General features: G+C 51.3%; 15 protein-coding genes, 1 pseudogene and 2 riboswitches. Of the genes and pseudogenes, 1 reads left to right on the forward strand and 15 read right to left on the reverse strand.

Annotation, left to right across the window (positions count from 1 at the left end; all coding sequences use genetic code 11):
• Positions 1-29: 29 nt before the first annotated feature.
• The 14 genes and pseudogenes from purH to ACFOLF_RS14550 form a co-directional block, all read right to left on the reverse strand.
• Positions 30-1,577: a bifunctional phosphoribosylaminoimidazolecarboxamide formyltransferase/IMP cyclohydrolase gene (gene purH, locus ACFOLF_RS14485; RefSeq protein ID WP_210042444.1), complete on the reverse strand. Its 1,548-nt coding sequence runs from the start codon at positions 1,575-1,577 to the stop codon at positions 30-32.
• A gap of 69 nt (positions 1,578-1,646) precedes the next feature.
• Positions 1,647-2,297 (reverse strand): phosphoribosylglycinamide formyltransferase, encoded by a 651-nt coding sequence (gene purN / locus ACFOLF_RS14490; RefSeq protein ID WP_210042446.1) that lies wholly within the window; start codon positions 2,295-2,297, stop codon positions 1,647-1,649.
• Complete coding sequence (gene purM / locus ACFOLF_RS14495; RefSeq protein WP_210042448.1) at positions 2,297-3,340, reverse strand: phosphoribosylformylglycinamidine cyclo-ligase; 1,044 nt, start codon at positions 3,338-3,340, stop codon at positions 2,297-2,299. The genes purN and purM overlap by 1 nt, the downstream gene beginning before the upstream one ends.
• Positions 3,341-3,464: 124 nt before the next feature.
• The gene (gene purF / locus ACFOLF_RS14500; protein WP_210042450.1) at positions 3,465-4,946 is read right to left on the reverse strand and encodes an amidophosphoribosyltransferase; all 1,482 of its coding nucleotides are present in this window, start codon (positions 4,944-4,946) and stop codon (positions 3,465-3,467) included.
• The gene (gene purL, locus ACFOLF_RS14505) at positions 4,931-7,174 is read right to left on the reverse strand and encodes a phosphoribosylformylglycinamidine synthase subunit PurL (protein WP_210042478.1); all 2,244 of its coding nucleotides are present in this window, start codon (positions 7,172-7,174) and stop codon (positions 4,931-4,933) included. The genes purF and purL overlap by 16 nt, the downstream gene beginning before the upstream one ends.
• Positions 7,152-7,847, reverse strand: coding sequence for a phosphoribosylformylglycinamidine synthase subunit PurQ (purQ, locus tag ACFOLF_RS14510; RefSeq protein WP_210042480.1), 696 nt, complete (start codon positions 7,845-7,847; stop codon positions 7,152-7,154). The genes purL and purQ overlap by 23 nt, the downstream gene beginning before the upstream one ends.
• Before the next feature lie 3 nt (positions 7,848-7,850).
• Positions 7,851-8,093, reverse strand: a complete 243-nt coding sequence (purS, locus tag ACFOLF_RS14515) for a phosphoribosylformylglycinamidine synthase subunit PurS (protein WP_210042497.1) — start codon at positions 8,091-8,093, stop codon at positions 7,851-7,853.
• A gap of 151 nt (positions 8,094-8,244) precedes the next feature.
• Positions 8,245-9,135, reverse strand: a complete 891-nt coding sequence (locus ACFOLF_RS14520; protein WP_210042499.1) for a phosphoribosylaminoimidazolesuccinocarboxamide synthase — start codon at positions 9,133-9,135, stop codon at positions 8,245-8,247.
• Between the two features lie 165 nt (positions 9,136-9,300).
• The gene (gene purB / locus ACFOLF_RS14525; RefSeq protein WP_210042508.1) at positions 9,301-10,596 is read right to left on the reverse strand and encodes an adenylosuccinate lyase; all 1,296 of its coding nucleotides are present in this window, start codon (positions 10,594-10,596) and stop codon (positions 9,301-9,303) included.
• 5 nt (positions 10,597-10,601) lie between these two features.
• Complete coding sequence (gene purK / locus ACFOLF_RS14530) at positions 10,602-11,882, reverse strand: 5-(carboxyamino)imidazole ribonucleotide synthase (protein ID WP_210042522.1); 1,281 nt, start codon at positions 11,880-11,882, stop codon at positions 10,602-10,604.
• Positions 11,879-12,364: a 5-(carboxyamino)imidazole ribonucleotide mutase gene (purE, locus tag ACFOLF_RS14535; RefSeq protein WP_210042537.1), complete on the reverse strand. Its 486-nt coding sequence runs from the start codon at positions 12,362-12,364 to the stop codon at positions 11,879-11,881. The genes purK and purE overlap by 4 nt, the downstream gene beginning before the upstream one ends.
• Positions 12,365-12,627: 263 nt before the next feature.
• Positions 12,628-12,729, reverse strand: a riboswitch (purine riboswitch).
• 222 nt (positions 12,730-12,951) lie between these two features.
• Positions 12,952-14,349: an NCS2 family permease gene (locus ACFOLF_RS14540; RefSeq protein ID WP_210042539.1), complete on the reverse strand. Its 1,398-nt coding sequence runs from the start codon at positions 14,347-14,349 to the stop codon at positions 12,952-12,954.
• A gap of 159 nt (positions 14,350-14,508) precedes the next feature.
• A riboswitch (purine riboswitch) is annotated at positions 14,509-14,610 on the reverse strand.
• A 146-nt stretch (positions 14,611-14,756) separates the two neighbouring features.
• Positions 14,757-14,948, reverse strand: a pseudogene (locus ACFOLF_RS14545) (GMP synthase (glutamine-hydrolyzing)); the annotation flags it as partial.
• 92 nt (positions 14,949-15,040) lie between these two features.
• Positions 15,041-15,865: a hypothetical protein gene (locus tag ACFOLF_RS14550; RefSeq protein WP_210042541.1), complete on the reverse strand. Its 825-nt coding sequence runs from the start codon at positions 15,863-15,865 to the stop codon at positions 15,041-15,043.
• Positions 15,866-16,065: 200 nt separating this feature from the next.
• Here ACFOLF_RS14550 and ACFOLF_RS14555 point away from each other — a divergent pair, with 200 nt between their 5' ends.
• Positions 16,066-16,401 (forward strand): helix-turn-helix domain-containing protein, encoded by a 336-nt coding sequence (locus tag ACFOLF_RS14555; protein ID WP_379114189.1) that lies wholly within the window; start codon positions 16,066-16,068, stop codon positions 16,399-16,401.
• 31 nt (positions 16,402-16,432) lie between these two features.
• Here ACFOLF_RS14555 and ACFOLF_RS14560 read toward each other — a convergent pair whose 3' ends face one another.
• Positions 16,433-17,002: a hypothetical protein gene (locus ACFOLF_RS14560; protein WP_210042543.1), complete on the reverse strand. Its 570-nt coding sequence runs from the start codon at positions 17,000-17,002 to the stop codon at positions 16,433-16,435.
• Positions 17,003-17,220 lie beyond the last annotated feature (218 nt).

Here is a 17,220-nt window from a genome sequence, read left to right on the forward strand (position 1 = left end):
AAGTTTAAAACGATAACCAATCCCCAAGTTTAATGCTTGAAATGACGGACGCCCGTCAGCACCATCGCAATATTGTTGGCATTGGCTGCCGCAATGGATTCCTCATCCTTGATCGAACCGCCTGGTTGAATGATGGCCGTGATTCCGGCTTGAGCTGCCAATTCGACTGTATCGCCCATCGGGAAAAAAGCATCCGATGCAAGCACTGCACCCTGGGCCTTCTCCCCTGCCTGCTCAATAGCAATACGCGCTGCGCCGACACGGTTCATCTGGCCTGCGCCGACACCGATTGTCATGTTGTCAGCCGCCAGCAGAATGGCATTGGATTTGACATGCTTCACCACTTTCCAGCCAAACAGCAGCTGCTTCAGCTCTTCATCAGTCGGTTTGCGGTTGGTTACGACTTTCAGATCATCCGGCGATAAGCTGTGAACGTCGCTCTCCTGTACGAGCATGCCGCCGTCTACGCTGGTCACGAGCCATTCCGGCTTGCGCTCCGCAGCAGCCTGCAGCTCGCCAAGCTTCATGAGGCGAATGTTCTTCTTCTTCGTCAGTACATCCAGCGCCTCGGGCGTAAAGTCCGGAGCGATGATGATTTCCAGAAAAATCTCGCTGAGCAGCTGCGCGGTATCCAGCCCGATTGTGCGGTTCGCCGCGACGATGCCTCCGAAGATCGAGGTAGGATCGGCGGCATAGGCTTTTTGATAGGCTTCATGGATGTCCGCTCCGATACCCACGCCGCATGGATTCATATGCTTGACCGCTACGACAGCCGGCTCATTGAATTCCTTCACAATGGCAAGCGCCGCATTGGCATCGTTGATGTTGTTGTAGGACAGCTCCTTGCCGTGCAGCTGCCGGGCTGTTGTGATATTGCCTTCAGCCGCCAACGGCTTCCGGTAGAAAGCAGCCTGCTGATGAGGGTTCTCCCCGTAGCGGAGATCCTGAACCTTCTCGTAGGTGACCGTGTAGCGCTCAGGAAGCGGGTCGCCGCCCAGCTTGGAGAGGTAATCGCCGATCAGCGCATCATAAGCACCCGTGTGGCGGAATACTTTTGCCGCCAGGCGTTTGCGTGTGTCAAGGCTTGTATCGCCGCCAGCTTGTATTTCCTCCAGCACTCCGGCATAATCGCCGGCATCTACGACAACCGTCACAAAAGCGTGATTCTTAGCAGCCGAACGAAGCATAGTCGGGCCGCCGATATCGATATTCTCAATGGCATCCTCATACGAAACATCCGGTTTGGCAATTGTAGCCGCGAACGGATACAGATTGACCACGACCATATCGATATAATCCAAACCGAGGTTTTTCATCGCCTGCTGATGCTCTTCATCGTCGCGAACGGCAAGCAGTCCGCTGTGCACAGCCGGATGAAGCGTTTTTACCCGTCCGTCGAGAATTTCCGGAAAACCCGTCACGTCGGAAATACCGACAACCGGAACGCCTTCCTTCTCCAGGAGACTTGCTGTCCCGCCTGTTGAAATAATTTGTACGCCAAGTCCCGCAAGTGCCCGCGAAAACTCAACAATGCCCGTTTTATCCGATACACTGATCAATGCCCTGCGAATAGCCAAAAGGGTACCCTCCCAAAAGTTTTATTGTTAACTATGAATTGAGTTTACTGTTATTGCCGCCTTGGTTCGCTATCTCTGCTTCTCTTCGGTTCCTGCTGCAGCATGCATGCCTTTAATTGCAACCTGCCTTCCGTCAAGGGCGACTGCGCCCGCTGCAATGCGTCCCACAACCCAGGGAAGCAGCTCTTGCTCCGCCGCGTGAATTCGCGGGGCAAGCGTTGCTTCCGTATCGCCATCCTGCACCTCCACAGCCCGCTGTGCAATAATCGGCCCGCTGTCCATGCCGCCGTCGACATAGTGGACCGTGACGCCCGTCACCTTCACCCCATAGTCAAGAGCCTGGCGAACCCCGTTCACTCCGGGAAAAGCCGGCAGCAGCGCCGGATGCACATTAATCATCCGCCCATAAAAGGGCTCAACCAGCACGGGGGTAATAATCCGCATATAGCCGGCAAGCACAATGAGCTCGATCCCGCGCCGCTGAAGCTCCTCAAGTATTTCCTGCTCGTAAGCTTCACGCGAGGAATATTCCTTGGGTTGAAACAAAAGCAGATCAATGCCTGCCCGCCGTGCACGCTCCACCACGGGGGCGAGCGGCTTGTCACATACAAGAAGCTCGAGGCTTGCGCCCTCGAGCCGTCCTTGTTTGGCCGCATCTGCAAGCGCCTGGAAGTTCGTCCCCTGCCCCGATGCAAATACGGCCATGCGTAATTCCGCCATTAGACATCCGCTCCTGTGAAGGTTACGATGCGGCTTCCTTCCGTGACACGTCCAATGCGGTAAGCCTTCTCGCCCAGCTCATTCGCCGCCTGCAGCGCTTCTTCCGCCTGCTCGGCAGGGACGACAACAATCATCCCGACGCCCATGTTGAACGTTGTAAACATATCGCGGTTCGTGATATTGCCTTTCTCCTGCATCAGCTGGAAAATCGGCTGAATCGGCCATGAGCCGTATTCCACTTCCACATTAACGCCTTGAGGCAGCACCCGCGGAATATTCTCGATAAAGCCTCCGCCGGTAATATGCGCCATGCCTTTAACCTTCACGCGTTTGATCAGCTCAAGCGCTGATTTCACGTAGATGCGCGTCGGCTCCAAAATAACGTCGCCCAGCTTTTGTCCATCCAGCTCAGGCAGTGCCTGGTCAAGCGAATATCCGCTTTTCTCCAGCAGCAGCCTGCGAACCAGAGAGAAGCCATTGCTGTGAATGCCGCTGGATGCCAGGCCAATCACCACATCGCCTGCGGCGATTGTCGACCCGTCGATAATATTCTTCTTATCGACGATCCCTACCGTGAAGCCGGCGATATCATATTCATCGCCCTGGTACATGCCGGGCATCTCCGCAGTTTCGCCGCCGATCAGGGCACAGCCGGACTGCAGGCAGCCATCGGAGATTCCTTTGATGATCGCTTCGATCTTCTCCGGCTCTACTTTGCCGCAAGCCAGATAGTCCAGGAAGAACAAGGGCTCGGCGCCTTGAACCACAATATCGTTGACGCACATTGCGACTGCATCAATACCGATCGTATCGTGCTTGTCCATGGCAAAGGCGATTTTCAGCTTGGTGCCGACACCGTCGGTTCCCGAGACCAGCACCGGTTCCTCGTACTTGTCTTTATTCAGTCCGAACAGACCTCCGAAGCCGCCGAGCTCGGTCAGTACCTCCGGGCGGAACGTTTTTTTCACATGCTTCTTCATCCGTTCGACCGCTTCGTTACCTGCCGCGATGTCAACGCCGGCTTCTTTGTAAGCTTCTGCCACCAGGGTCACTCCCTACGCTTAGTCAATTAATCCCGCAAAGGGCTAATTCTATTTATAATACATGACATAATTTCGAATCCTGTTCTGTTAAACCACTCACTGGCCTTATCCACCTGATGGATTTCTAGCAGCTGCAGCTTTTTTCCGATTTCGGATCAACCGGAGTCGGATAATCATTGTCGAAGCAGGCCATGCACATGCCGCGATTGTATTCCCCATCATTCCCGCCTACTGCGTCAATAAAGCCATCATGGCTGAGAAAGGTGATGGAATCAGCATTAATCGCCTGCCGGATTTCCTCAACGGATTTCTGGGAGGCAATCAGCTCTTTCCGGTCCGGCGTATCGATGCCGTAGTAGCAGGGATTCATGAATGGAGGCGATGTGATCCGCACGTGCACCTCGGTCGCTCCCGCTTCACGCAGCATGTTGACGATACGCAGGGAGGTGGTGCCGCGCACGATGGAATCGTCAATCATTACCACACGCTTGCCCTCCACTACCTTGCGGACGGCAGACAGCTTCATCTTGACGCCCTTCTCGCGAAGCTCCTGGGATGGCTGTATGAACGTACGGCCGGTGTATTTGTTCTTGATCAGGCCCAGCTCATAAGGAATACCCGTCTGCTCGGCATAGCCAATCGCAGCGGAAATACTGGAGTCCGGGACCCCCGTGACGATATCCGCATCGACAAAGGATTCCAGAGCAAGCTTCTGCCCCATCCGTTTGCGGGCCGAGTGAAGATTAATGCCATTAATGTCGCTATCGGGCCGGGCAAAATAAATATATTCCATCGCGCAGGTCGCGCGGCGCTCCAGCTTCTCGAAACGGTCCAGACGAATGCCGTCGCTGTCCAGGATGATCAGCTCGCCGGGCTGTACGTCACGCTCGTAGACGGCTCCGCAGGTTTCCAATGCGCAGGTCTCGGAAGCAAACACATACCCTTGGCCAAGCTTGCCCATAACGAGCGGACGCAGCCCATGAGGATCGGATGCGACCAGAAGCTTGCCGTTGGTCATAATAAGAAAAGCAAATCCGCCGATTATACGCTGCAGAGCATCCTTGGCGGCTGATACAAAATCCTTATTGGAGCGCGCAATCAGATGGGCGATAACTTCCGTATCGCTGGTCGTCTGAAAAATCGAGCCCTGACGCTCCAATTCCTCGCGAATCGAAGGGGCATTCACGATATTGCCGTTCGTCGCAATAGCGAGATCGCCATCACGATACTTGAAGATGAGCGGCTGGGCATTCGCCAGCTTGCTGGCGCCCGATGTCGAATAACGGACATGCCCGATCACACGGTCTCCAGGCAGCGCATCCAGGCGCTCCTGGTTGAATACTTCCTTGACCAGTCCCATACCGCGGTGGTAGTTGAAGTTCCCGCCGTTCCTGGAATCCACGGAACACATGCCGGCACTTTCTTCGCCACGGTGCTGCAGGGCATGAAGCCCGTAATAACCAAGAGAAGAGGCATGAGGGATATTGAAAGCCCCGAACACGCCGCACTCCTCGCGCAATTTATCAAAAATGTCGTCCCGTCCTATACCCTCATTGTAATGAGAGCCTGCCCACAGCTTAGAAAGCTGCATTACTTCATCAGACATGGAATCGCATCCTTCCAGACCTTCTCCAGTTGCTCAACCGGTGCGTTGACGCCCGGTTTGCCATTGATGTTAAGGGTCAGCCCGCTATCGCGGACAACGCCGATAATTGCGTTTGGTACGCCTTGCTCCGTTAGGTAATCCGTCAGCTTAGCCGCTTGCTCCGCACTTGCAGAAAGCAGGATACGTGATTGTGTTTCACTGAATAAAGCAGCGTCGGCACGAAGATCCGTCGTGATGTTCACTTCTGCTCCCAGCTTGCCGCTGATGCAGGATTCCGCCAGCGCCACGGCAAGACCGCCCTCAGCGAGGTCATGGGCCGAAGCCACAAGTCCCTGCTGAATTGCGCCAAGCACAGCGCCCTGCAGCTTCTTCTCTACACCCAGGTCAATCTGCGGCGGACGTCCTTCGGCTTTGCCGTGAAGAACGTACTGCAGCTCGCTGCCGCCCAGCTCATTCTTCGTCTCGCCAAGCAAGACGACTACATCGCCCGCATGCTTGAAGCCCTGTGTCGTAATATGATCAATATCATGCACCAGGCCGACCATCCCGATAACCGGGGTTGGATAAATTGCGCCTTTGGCATTCTCGTTGTACAAGCTGACGTTGCCGCCAATGACAGGCGTATCCAGAATCCGGCAGGCTTCGGAAATCCCGTCGGCTGCCTTCTCGATTTGCCAGAACACTTCCGGCTTCTCGGGATTGCCGAAATTCAGATTATCGGTAATGGCCAGCGGTTCGGCACCGGAGCACACGATATTGCGCGCCGCTTCCGCAACGGCAATCTGCCCGCCAACCTCAGGATCAAGGTAAACATAACGTCCGTTGCAGTCCGTTGTCATCGCAAGCCCTTTGCGGGTACCGCGGATAGTGACAACGGCTGCATCGGATCCCGGCTGCACGGCTGTGCTCGTACGAACCATGTAGTCATATTGATTATATACCCATTCCTTGCTTGCTACAGTCGGAGAAGCCAATACTTGTTTCAGCGCATCCGTCAAATCCGTCACTTCCGGATAGGCAGTGGTGTCCACTGACGCGTTCTCCCCGTAATAAGCAGGCTCCTTGGAAGGCTTGTTGTACACCGGACATTCGTCGACGAGCGCCGTAACCGGCATGTCTGCAACTTCCTGCCCTTGGTGGAACAAGCGGAGACGTCCATCATCGGTTACTTTGCCGACCTTGGCGCAAATAATCCCCCAACGCTCGAAAATCTCCCTCGCCTGCGCTTCATGCTGCGGCTCGACGACGAACAGCATCCGCTCCTGGGATTCCGAGAGCATCATTTCGTAAGGGGTCATGCCCGTTTCACGCTGCGGCACTTCATCGAGATACAGCTCCAGGCCATTGCCGGCTTTGGATGCCATCTCCGCGCTGGAGCAGGTCAGCCCTGCCGCGCCCATATCCTGAATCCCGAGAACAATGCCAGAGTCGATCAGTTCCAGCGTCGCTTCCATAACCAGCTTCTCCATGAACGGATCTCCGACCTGAACCGCTGTGCGTTTCTCCTCGGATTCCTCGGACAATTCAACGGAAGCGAAGGTAGCGCCGTGAATGCCGTCGCGGCCGGTGGCGGGGCCTACGTAAAATACCGGGTTGCCTACGCCCTTGGCGACGCCGCGCTGGATTTTATCATGATCGATCAGGCCCACGCACATCGCGTTTACGAGCGGATTGCCTTCATAGCTTTCGTCGAAGACCACTTCGCCGCCGACTGTCGGAATCCCGATACAGTTGCCGTAGCCCGCGATGCCGCTGACTACATGCTCGAACAAATATTTTGCCCGCGGATTCGTAAGCTTCCCAAACCGCAGGCTGTTCAGCAGCGCGATAGGACGGGCTCCCATGGAGAAAATGTCGCGGATAATGCCGCCAACGCCAGTCGCCGCACCTTGATAAGGCTCAACCGCAGAAGGATGGTTATGCGATTCGATCTTGAACACAACCGCTTGATTGTCGCCAATATCGACGATTCCCGCTCCTTCCCCCGGTCCCATCAAGACGCGCGGTCCGGTAATCGGGAACTTCTTCAGAATCGGCTTGGAGTTCTTATAGGAGCAGTGCTCGGACCACATGACGCTGAATACGCCAATTTCGGTATAGTTGGGTTTGCGCTCAAGAAAGCCGCAGATCAATCCGTATTCCTCGTCCGTCACGCCGAATTGCGTATAAATCCGCTGCTCCGCGATTTGTTCCGCCGACGGTTCCTTAGCTGTTAACTGCTGCGCCATGCTGTTCCCTCCATGCGTTCAAAATCGATGTAAACATCCGTTTGCCGTCTTCCGATCCCAGCAGCTGGTCCACAGCGCGCTCCGGATGCGGCATCATGCCGACGACATTGCCGCGGACATTGCTGACTCCGGCGATATCTTCTGTGGAGCCATTGGGATTCGCACCCGCTTTGTAGCGGAATACGATTTGATTATTGGCTTTCAGTTGTGCAAGCGTCGCTTCATCACAGTAGTAGTTGCCTTCGCCATGAGCAATCGGAATGTCAATTATCTCGCCTTTGGCATATTGATTTGTGAATGAGGTTTCGTTGTTCACCACTTCCAGCAGCGTGGAATGGCAGCGGAATTTCATGCCCGTGTTGCGAAGCAGCGCTCCGGGAAGGAGGCCCGCTTCCGTCAGGATTTGAAATCCGTTGCAAATGCCCAGAACGAACTTGCCGGCTTCGGCCGCCTTTTTCACTTCATTCATGACAGGGGCAAATGTCGCGATCGCGCCGCAGCGCAGATAGTCGCCATAGGAGAACCCGCCGGGAACGAGGATGGCGTCGAAGCTGGACAGATCCGTCGCGGTGTGCCAAACATATTCAACCTGCTCGCCGATTGTGTCCTCAACCGCCTTGAAGCAGTCAATGTCGCAGTTCGATCCTGGAAAAACGAGTACCGCAAACTTCATCGTTTATCCCTCCAATTCAAAGCGGTAATCTTCGACTACCGTGTTGGCCAGCAGCTTCTCGCACATTTCCTTCAAACGGGCTTCCGCCTGAGCGCGATCGGTTGTATCCAGATCAAACTCCAAATACTTGCCGATTCGCACCTTGGCTACTTCTTCAAAGCCCATGGAGTGAAGCGCGCCTTGAACGGCGCTTCCTTGCGGATCCAGTACGTTTTGCTTGATGGTCACGTAAACCTTTGCTTTCATGTCGATGGTTCGCCTCCTGAATTCTCTGTTGCTGATCACGTTTTATCGCCGGCTGTATGACGTTCGCAGGATTAGGGGTGCGGGACATCTTTGCTTGCCCCGCGGGTCATGTGGTATGACTTTAGCTTATAAAGCTTTAATCTTGTTGACTTTATAGAGAAGAGCCGGTCAGGCGCTGATAAATGTCAAGATAACGGCGTGTTGTTTCTTCAACGACATGCTGCGGAAGCGGGTCGGGCCTGCTTTCCTTGTCCCAGTCCGAATCAAGCAAATACTTGCGGACCGGTTCCTTGTCCATGCTGTCGATTTCGATATCGTACTCATAATTTTCTTTTGCCCAGAAACGGGAAGAGTCCGGTGTGAAAATTTCGTCGATCAGAATGATCTGACCATCAATAAGACCAAATTCAAACTTGCAATCTGCAAGAATAATGCTCCGCTCTTCGCAATAGGCCCGGGCGAATTCATACAACCGGATGCTGCGGTCGCGAAGCTCGACAGCAAGATCTGCGCCTATCAGCTCCTGCATACGCTCGAAAGGAATATCTTCGTCATGGCCCACGTCGTTCTTCGCGGCTGGCGTGAACAGAGGCTGCTCCAGCCGCTCATTCTTGCGCAGCCCTTCCCGGAGCTCGATTCCGTTAATTGCGGATGTTTGAACATATTGTCTCCAACCACCGCCGGTGATATAGCCCCGTACCACACATTCCATATCGATGCGCTCCGCTTTGCGGGTGACCATAATCCGGTTCTTCAGCAGCTCCGGTTCGGTCACGATATCGCCTAGCTTGTAAACATCGGTATGTACAACATGATTGGGCTGGATGGCTGCCGTTTCCTCAAACCAGAAAGCCGACAGGCGGTTCAGTACATTGCCCTTCTCCGGGACAGCCGGATCGAGTACATAGTCGAACGCGCTGATGCGATCCGTTACCACGATCAGGAAATGCTCGCCCAGATCGTACAGCTCCCGCACTTTCCCTTTATAGACCAGCGGAGCTTTAACGTAATCTGCAGCCGTTGACAATGCAGGTGATGTCATTGGTTATCTCTCCTTGGTACTGCAACCGTTAGCTGCATATTTCGGCAGCTCGGTTGTCAGTAAATGTTGTGCTGCTGTTATCAGTAATCGTTGCGCTGCTGCAACTATTAGCTGCAAGTTCATGCAGCTTCGTTATCAGTGTTAATCCGGCAGTAAGCCTCCGGATCAGATCAGTTCAAGCCTTTTGAAAATGGTGTCCACATGCTTCAGATGCCAGGTCGGATTGAAGGCATCGTCGATATCCTCGGGCCCCAGAACCGCCGTAATTTCCGGAGTGGATTCGATAATTTCGCGGAACTGACGCTGTTCTTCCCATGCCTGCATGGCGCGGGGCTGCACGGTGTCGTAGGCTTGCTCGCGGCTGAAGCCGCTGTCGATCAGCTTCGTCATCACGCGGCCGGAGAAAGGCACGCCGTATGTGCGCTGCATATTGCGTTTCATATTCTCAGGGAATACGGTCAGGTTCTTGATGATGTTGCCAAGACGGTTCAGCATATAATTGAGCAGCATCGTCGCGTCGGGCAGGATCACCCGTTCGACGGAGGAGTGGCTGATATCGCGTTCATGCCACAGCGTAACGTTCTCGTACGCGGAAATCATATGGCCGCGGATCACGCGGGCCAGACCGGAAATATTCTCGCAGCCGATCGGATTGCGTTTATGCGGCATGGCCGAGGAACCCTTTTGCCCCTTGGCAAAAGCCTCTTCCACTTCGCGGATCTCACTCTTCTGCAGAGCGCGGATCTCGGTGGCGAATTTATCAAGCGATGTGGCGATGAGCGCCAGTGTCGCCATATATTCCGCATGACGGTCGCGCTGCAGCGTCTGGGTCGAGATCGGCGCCGGCGAGATGCCAAGCTTGCGGCAGGTAAATTCTTCTACGAAAGGATCGATATTTGCATACGTTCCAACCGCACCGGAGATTTTGCCGAACTGCACGCCATTCGCCGCATGGCGAAAGCGCTCCAGATTCCGTTTCATTTCCTCGTACCAAAGCGCTACCTTAAGACCAAATGTGGTCGGCTCGGCATGAACGCCGTGCGTACGCCCCATCATCGGGGTATCTTTATATGCAACCGCTTGTCCGCGGAGGATTTCAATGAAGTTCGTGATGTCGCGCTCCAGAATTTCATTTGCCTGAAGCAGCAGGTAGCCAAGCGCCGTATCAACCACATCCGTGGAGGTCAGACCGTAATGAACCCATTTGCGCTCCGGACCGACCGTCTCGGATACGGCGCGGGTGAAGGCAATGACATCATGCCGCGTCTCCAGCTCAATCTCGTTGATCCTGTCGATGCTGAAGCTTGCTCCCTTGCGAAGCGCCTCTACATCACCGCGTGGAATGACACCAAGCTCAACCCAGGCCTCGCAAGCGCAAAGCTCAACTTCCAGCCAGGCTTTAAATTTATTCTCTTCGGTCCAAATGGCTCTCATTTCCGGTCTGCTGTAACGTTCTAACATGAATTTTAAACCCTCCAAATGTTTGTTTCGGCGATCCAGGCAAGCGCCGTATCGACGTCATCCGCCAATACGTTGACATGTCCCATCTTCCGTTTATGCTTGGCTTCATGCTTTCCATACAAGTGAACCTTCGGTGCGACGTTCAGCCACTCAGCGGCAGCATCATGCTCAGCCATACGCTCGACAAGCGGCTGCATATGCTCACCAAGCACATTGACCATGACCACAGGAGTCAGCAGCGCTGTATCGCCGAGCGGCAAGCCGCAAACCGCTCTGACATGCTGCTCGAATTGTGAGGTCCGGCAGGCCTCCATCGTGTAATGACCGCTGTTGTGCGGCCTTGGAGCCAGTTCATTAACGAAAAGTTCCCCATCCCCGGTAACAAACAGCTCCACAGCGATCAGTCCGACAACGCCGAGCCCTTCGGCAATCTGCGATGCCAGCTGCTGCGCCTTCTGCCGAACAGCCTCATCAATTCTCGCAGGGACGATCGACAGATGCAAAATGTTGTCCACATGAACATTCTCCGAAATCGGGAACGTTCGGATTTCGCCCTGCGGGCTTCTTGCGGCGATGACGGATAATTCTTTGTCGAATGAGATAAACTTCTCAAGAACGAGCTCCGTCCTTGCCTGCTTCAGCGTCTCATATGCCTCGCCGATTTCCGCTTCGCTGCGGATAACCCATTGGCCCTTGCCGTCGTATCCGCCCGTTGCCGTCTTCAGCACGCAGGGAAGACCGAATTGGTCCACAGCCGCTCTCAGCTCATCCACGCTGCGGATCTCGCTGTAGGGTGCGACACGCACGCCGGCCGCTTCGATCGCCCGCTTCTCGCGAAGACGATGCTGCGTGGTGTACAGCAGCCCGCTGCCCTGCGGCACATAGGAGGTCTCCATGAGCATCGCAGCCACATCGGCATCGACATTCTCAAATTCGTACGTAATGACATCGGCCCTCCGGGCAAGCTCCGCTGCCGCCTCACGATCGTCATAAGCGGCAACTATTTGCTGAGCGACCTGGCCGCAAGGCGCATCAGGCGTCGGATCGAGGGCGACAAACCGGTAACCCATCGCGCTGCCGGCCTGTGCCATCATCCGGCCCAGCTGGCCTCCGCCCAGAATACCGATCGTGGATCCGGGCAAAATGACCTGCACCGGCGGGGAATCAACAACAGCTTGCTTCTCCGCCGGCTCGCATCCGTCTATGCCGCAGCTTCCGAGTCCGCCCTCGATACCTTCCAGGTCAAGCGGCTGAAGAATAGGGACCTGCTTGTCTTGACCGCTCATAACGTCTCACTGCTTTCCATTACCTCGCGCTGTACCCGGTCACGCCTTGCCTGAACGCGGGCTTGCACTTCCGGCTCGAAGGCCCCGATCATTTGCGCTGCCAGAAGTCCTGCATTCGTCCCCCCTGCGTTACCAATGGCAACGGTGGCGACCGGTATGCCGCCAGGCATCTGCACAATGGAAAGCAGGGAATCCAGACCGTTCAAGGTCGAAGACTTGACGGGCACGCCAATAACCGGAAGAATCGTCTTGGCAGCGACCATACCGGGCAGATGTGCAGCTCCGCCAGCTCCGGCAATAATGACTTTAAGTCCCCGGGATGCGGCGGTTTCCGCGTATTCAAACATGAGATCCGGCGTGCGATGCGCCGATACAACCTTTTTCTCGTAAGCGATTTGAAGCTCATCCAGAACGTCACAGGCTAATTTCATCGTCTCCCAATCGGACTTGCTGCCCATTATGACGCCTACCTTCGCTGACATGCGATTGATAACCACCTTTTATATAAAATGTTGTTCCGTTATCCTTGTCTCTTGCTTTAAAGCTGCCTGAAAGAAGAAAAAAAGCCCCTCAGCACCTGTTCCAATTTTGGAGGAAGGCTTCGGGACATGAACAACCATGGAACCAAGAAGCTTTATCTCATCTCATGATTCCGGCAGCATGGCGTCCTGCAAGCAGGCGCTGCAAACCGGATTGGACTGGATAAAGACAACATCAGGCTGCCCCTGATAGGCGGCAACCTGCTTCTTTTGTTTCATGAGCTCATAGTCCGAAAATTAACGGTCTTCGGGTAGGTACTCTCAGGCCATATTCCCAAGGATATACGAGGCATCAGCAATAATCGACAAACCACTTTCAAAGCTCTTCTAGTGTAACAATCCCATGTCAGATTGTCAACGAAGAAAGACGAACATTAACCTTCATTTTAATAAAATAGTTCGTGTTTATAATGTGATTCCCATATATACCCTGTACATTTGCTAACATGACTAAACCAGTCTGCTTAATTACGAACCATTGTGCACGATCGTGATAAAAGAGTTGGCAGTACCCGGCATATCGCGCTGATCTAGCCCGCGCTTCCAATAAAGGCATACCTGGCAATAATAAGAATCGCCAAAACCCACATCAGCCAATGAATCTTGTATTTAACATCGCTTTTGCCCGACAAATTAGCCACAGTCGCGAGCAGGACATAGGTGACGATACCGAACGAAACGCCGTTGGCGATATTGTACGTGAACGGCATCATCGCAATGGTCAGGAACGCCGGGATGGCATAAACCATATCCTTGAAGTCGATTTCCTTCACCGACTGCACCATCAGCACCCCGACAATAATCAGCGCAGCGGCCGTTGCCGAGCCCGGTATGAGCGCGATAATCGGCCACAGGAACAAGGCAACCAGAAAGCCTACACCCGTCGTAACGGCTGTAAGGCCTGTCCGTCCGCCCTGGGCAATACCTGCGGAGCTCTCCACGAATGCTGTGACCGTGCTCGTTCCAAGCATTGCTCCGCCGCTTACGCCAACTGCGTCGACGAACATCGCTTTACCGACCCGTTTCTTGCCCTCTACGGGGTCTTTCATGATACCTGCACGGTTGGCCGTACCGACCAGCGTACCGAAGGTATCGAACAATTCAACGAACGTAAAGGTCGCAATGACAGAGATCAAACCCGTTTGCCATACGCCCTCGAAATCAAAATCCCAGAAATTCAACTCGCCGAATCTCGGCGCCCATGTTTGCCCTTCGAGCGCTGCACTTACATTCACATCGCCGGTGATAATCGCAATGACTGTTGTTGCCAAAATGCCCCACAGTATCGCTCCCGGTACGCGAAGCACCATCAACACGGCTATCAGGGCAAGTCCTGCCAGCGTTAAATAAACGGTTGGATTCTCCAGGCTGCCCATATGAATAACCGTCTCAAAGCTAAGTACATCGGTGAATTGGGCTTTCGGAATGTCCGTTGCCGTATTTTCCACGCCGATTGTGAGCAGCCCGCTGTTCTTGAGCCCGATAATCGTGATGAACAAACCGATTCCGACCGTAATCGCATGCTTCAGGCTGTCCGGAACAGCGGTGATCAGCATTTGGCGGATTTGCGTGAGCGTCAGAATCAGAAAGATGATACCCGAGATAAATACGGCCGTAAGAGCCATCTCTGGAGAAATCGGTGAATTTGTGGCTTGTGAAGCCAGAACAGTCGTTGCAAAATAAGCGTTGAGTCCCATCCCCGGCGCAAGCGCGACCGGAAAATTGACGAACAAGCCCATCGCAATGGTAAAAATACCGCCCGCGAGCGCAGTGGCAAGGAATACGGAATATACGCTCAGCCCCGTTCCGCCGAGAATACTAGGGTTTACAGCCAGAATATAAGCCATCGTCATGAAAGTCGTGAGGCCTGCCATAATCTCTGTCCGTACATTTGTTCCGTTTTCCTTTAGTCGAAAGAAACCATCCATTTTTTAACCTCCCCAAAAAATGTGTGCAGAACAACAAGAAACCTGAGAAATATATGCCTATAAGTCAGCATCTTCCCCAGGTTCCGGGTAAAACAGGAATCAGGACTGCCGCTGTCCATGTGACAGCATGACAGGCGCGTGGCGGACCGTTATCACACTTTCCTTCTTCCTGCTTTTCGTAGCCAGATCATTTACGGTGACCTCGCAAACGACTCCCAGGCCGATTCCTGGGATTATACGAAAAGTTGTGCAATTGTCAAAGTCAAACATGACTATACATCATTTTAAGGACGTTGCCGCAAAACTGTCAATTAAAAAAATAAACAGCTTCATAGAGGATTGGCGAAGCCTCAATTGTTAAAAAGAGCCTGGAACCCCATCAATCGAGGAGTCCAGGCTCTTGAAATTTATTCCCACTCGATCGTCGCCGGCGGCTTCGATGTAATGTCATAAACGATGCGGTTGACGTTGTCCACCTCATTGACAATCCGGACCGAAATTTTCTCCAGCACATCCCAAGGGATGCGCGCCCAGTCCGCCGTCATGCCGTCGATGGAGGTAACGGCGCGAATGCCTACAGTGTAGGAGTAAGTACGCTTTAATAGAGTAAATTACTATTCAATTATCCAGTTGTTTTGTAACACAATCGTAGCAGGTAAAAGCAGTATTTTCAATCCATTTTGAGAAAGAATCACCATTTTGCAGTATACACATTAGCCATCTTGCCTTGACCTTCTTCATATTGATAGCTTGGAATCATTGCTTTCACCAAAACATGCTTCTCGCCTTTTAAGAGGTCGTTGAACAGTTCTTCAAAATCCTTACGCGAGAAATACAAAAACCATCCATCAGAATATGTACCATCGTCAGGTATTATGTATGTGGAGAAGTTCGTCTCTTCCTCTTCAAATCCATAATTAAAGTAATCATCCAACTCAATTATTCCACTTAATACAAAGGATTTACCTAAATTGTTCGCCATATCATACTGCACAGTCTTTGCATCGAGGCTTATCTGATTTTCTTTTTTGAACAACTCAATTGGCGTACTCTCTGACTCCTGTTCGTCCCATTTTAATTGATCACTAGCTACTGTTAGCATCAATGCTTCTAATTTCGTAGCATCATAATTCGAATAATCAAGTTCCTTTTCCCCATAAAAACCTTCAACTACCTTCAAAGCCTTGAAGTAAGCTTCGTTGTTCTCTACTCCTTCTCCAAAAATTCCGTAGAACAACGACTGCTGAAAAAGTTCACCAACTGCTTCTACCAATTGGACTTCACTCTCTACAGCATCATCTCTATGCTGGTATCTGCTATACGTACCAGATACATGCGCTAACTCTTTTAATTCTTCTTTCATACCTTGGTCTACATTATGCTTAACGGTTATAGCGATTTGCTGACCTTCATCCCATATTTCCTGTCGTATATCTTTTGGTCGTTCATTACCCCCTCCTGCATCGCAAGCTGTAAGTACTAACACAAGCAAAAATACACATAAAATGGTCTTCACTTCATCTTTCCTCCACTCATGTAACCATTCTCCTATTCCGTTATACATACATTCAATATTAGTTCTTATAAGTAAAATATTCAACGATAAATAATTCGATAGTTATCTGTTTACAATTAAAAAACTAACCTAACCTTTTGTTTAAGGTGGTGGTTATCATATCAGATTTTTCATTTTCTGTTGGAAATCGTATAAGAATATTGCGTAAGCAACGCGGCTGGACGCAGGAACAATTAGCCGAAAAAGCAAATTTACATTATAGCTACCTTTCGTCAATGGAAAGAGGTACAAGGAATGTATCCATTGAATCTCTTGAAAAGGTCATCAATGCCCTGGATATTAACCCAATGCAGATATTCAATTTTGCTGATACAGAAGTTTTAGAAGGAACAGCGGATAAGAAAGCAACATTAGAAACGATCAATGCTCTTCTTCAAGACAGGAATGCAGAAGAAGTTAAAATGATTTATCGAATATTGAAGGATATGTTTGAAATATTCGGTGGGAGCGGGAATAACAAAGAAAACAGCACCTAGTCAATGGACTACGTGCTGTTTTCCTCTAATGCTATCCATTTAGTATTATTTTCTTTTTAATACTCTCAAGTAGTTGTTCTATGCCCTCCTTCTCGTTATTTTTGATTGATTCAAGCATTGTAATAATATCTTGATCGTCTAAAGGAATAATGAGTCCTCTATCATCTTTATAAGTGTCAGAACATCTTTGATATAACAAATCTTTATTTTCAATTGTTCTACACATTAAAATCCCAAACTTCCCTTTATTAAAAGCAAATCTACTTGATAATTGGTCTATTTCAGGATTAGCAATGTCCTTCCCATAATTTTTACATTCTATAAAGATATAAGGACAAAAGATTTTATTTATCTCTTGTAGTCTAAAAAAGAAACCTTTCTGAGTAATATTATTCATAACTATATCTACTCTTTTTCTGCCCTGATGTATTTTTTCTTCAATTGTTGGATTATTAAGATGAGGGTAGAAAAGAATTTCCAATATAGATTTTATGAACTTGTGATATTCTGAAGCCGTTTTTGTACCTATTGGGATATTACCTAAACTAACTATAAGAGCATCAATAATATTATTTATGTCCTCAAATCCAGTAAACTGCATAATTTCATCATTGGAGAGGGATTTTACTGCTCCTGATCTGGTTTTCCTAAATCTTTCGAATAGTTCAGGTTTTCTTTGTGTGTATTTTCTTAGGAAATCTTTTCTACTCTCAAATTCGCCATTTTCAATCCTTCTACCTATATCCTTATCTACAACCGTTTTAGGAAGATAGTATTCCTCTCTACCGTTTTTATATTTTTTATACCTAACAAGTGTCG

It is taken from the genome of Paenibacillus sepulcri (assembly GCF_042647105.1).
Classification (GTDB): domain Bacteria; phylum Bacillota; class Bacilli; order Paenibacillales; family Paenibacillaceae; genus Paenibacillus_Z; species Paenibacillus_Z sepulcri.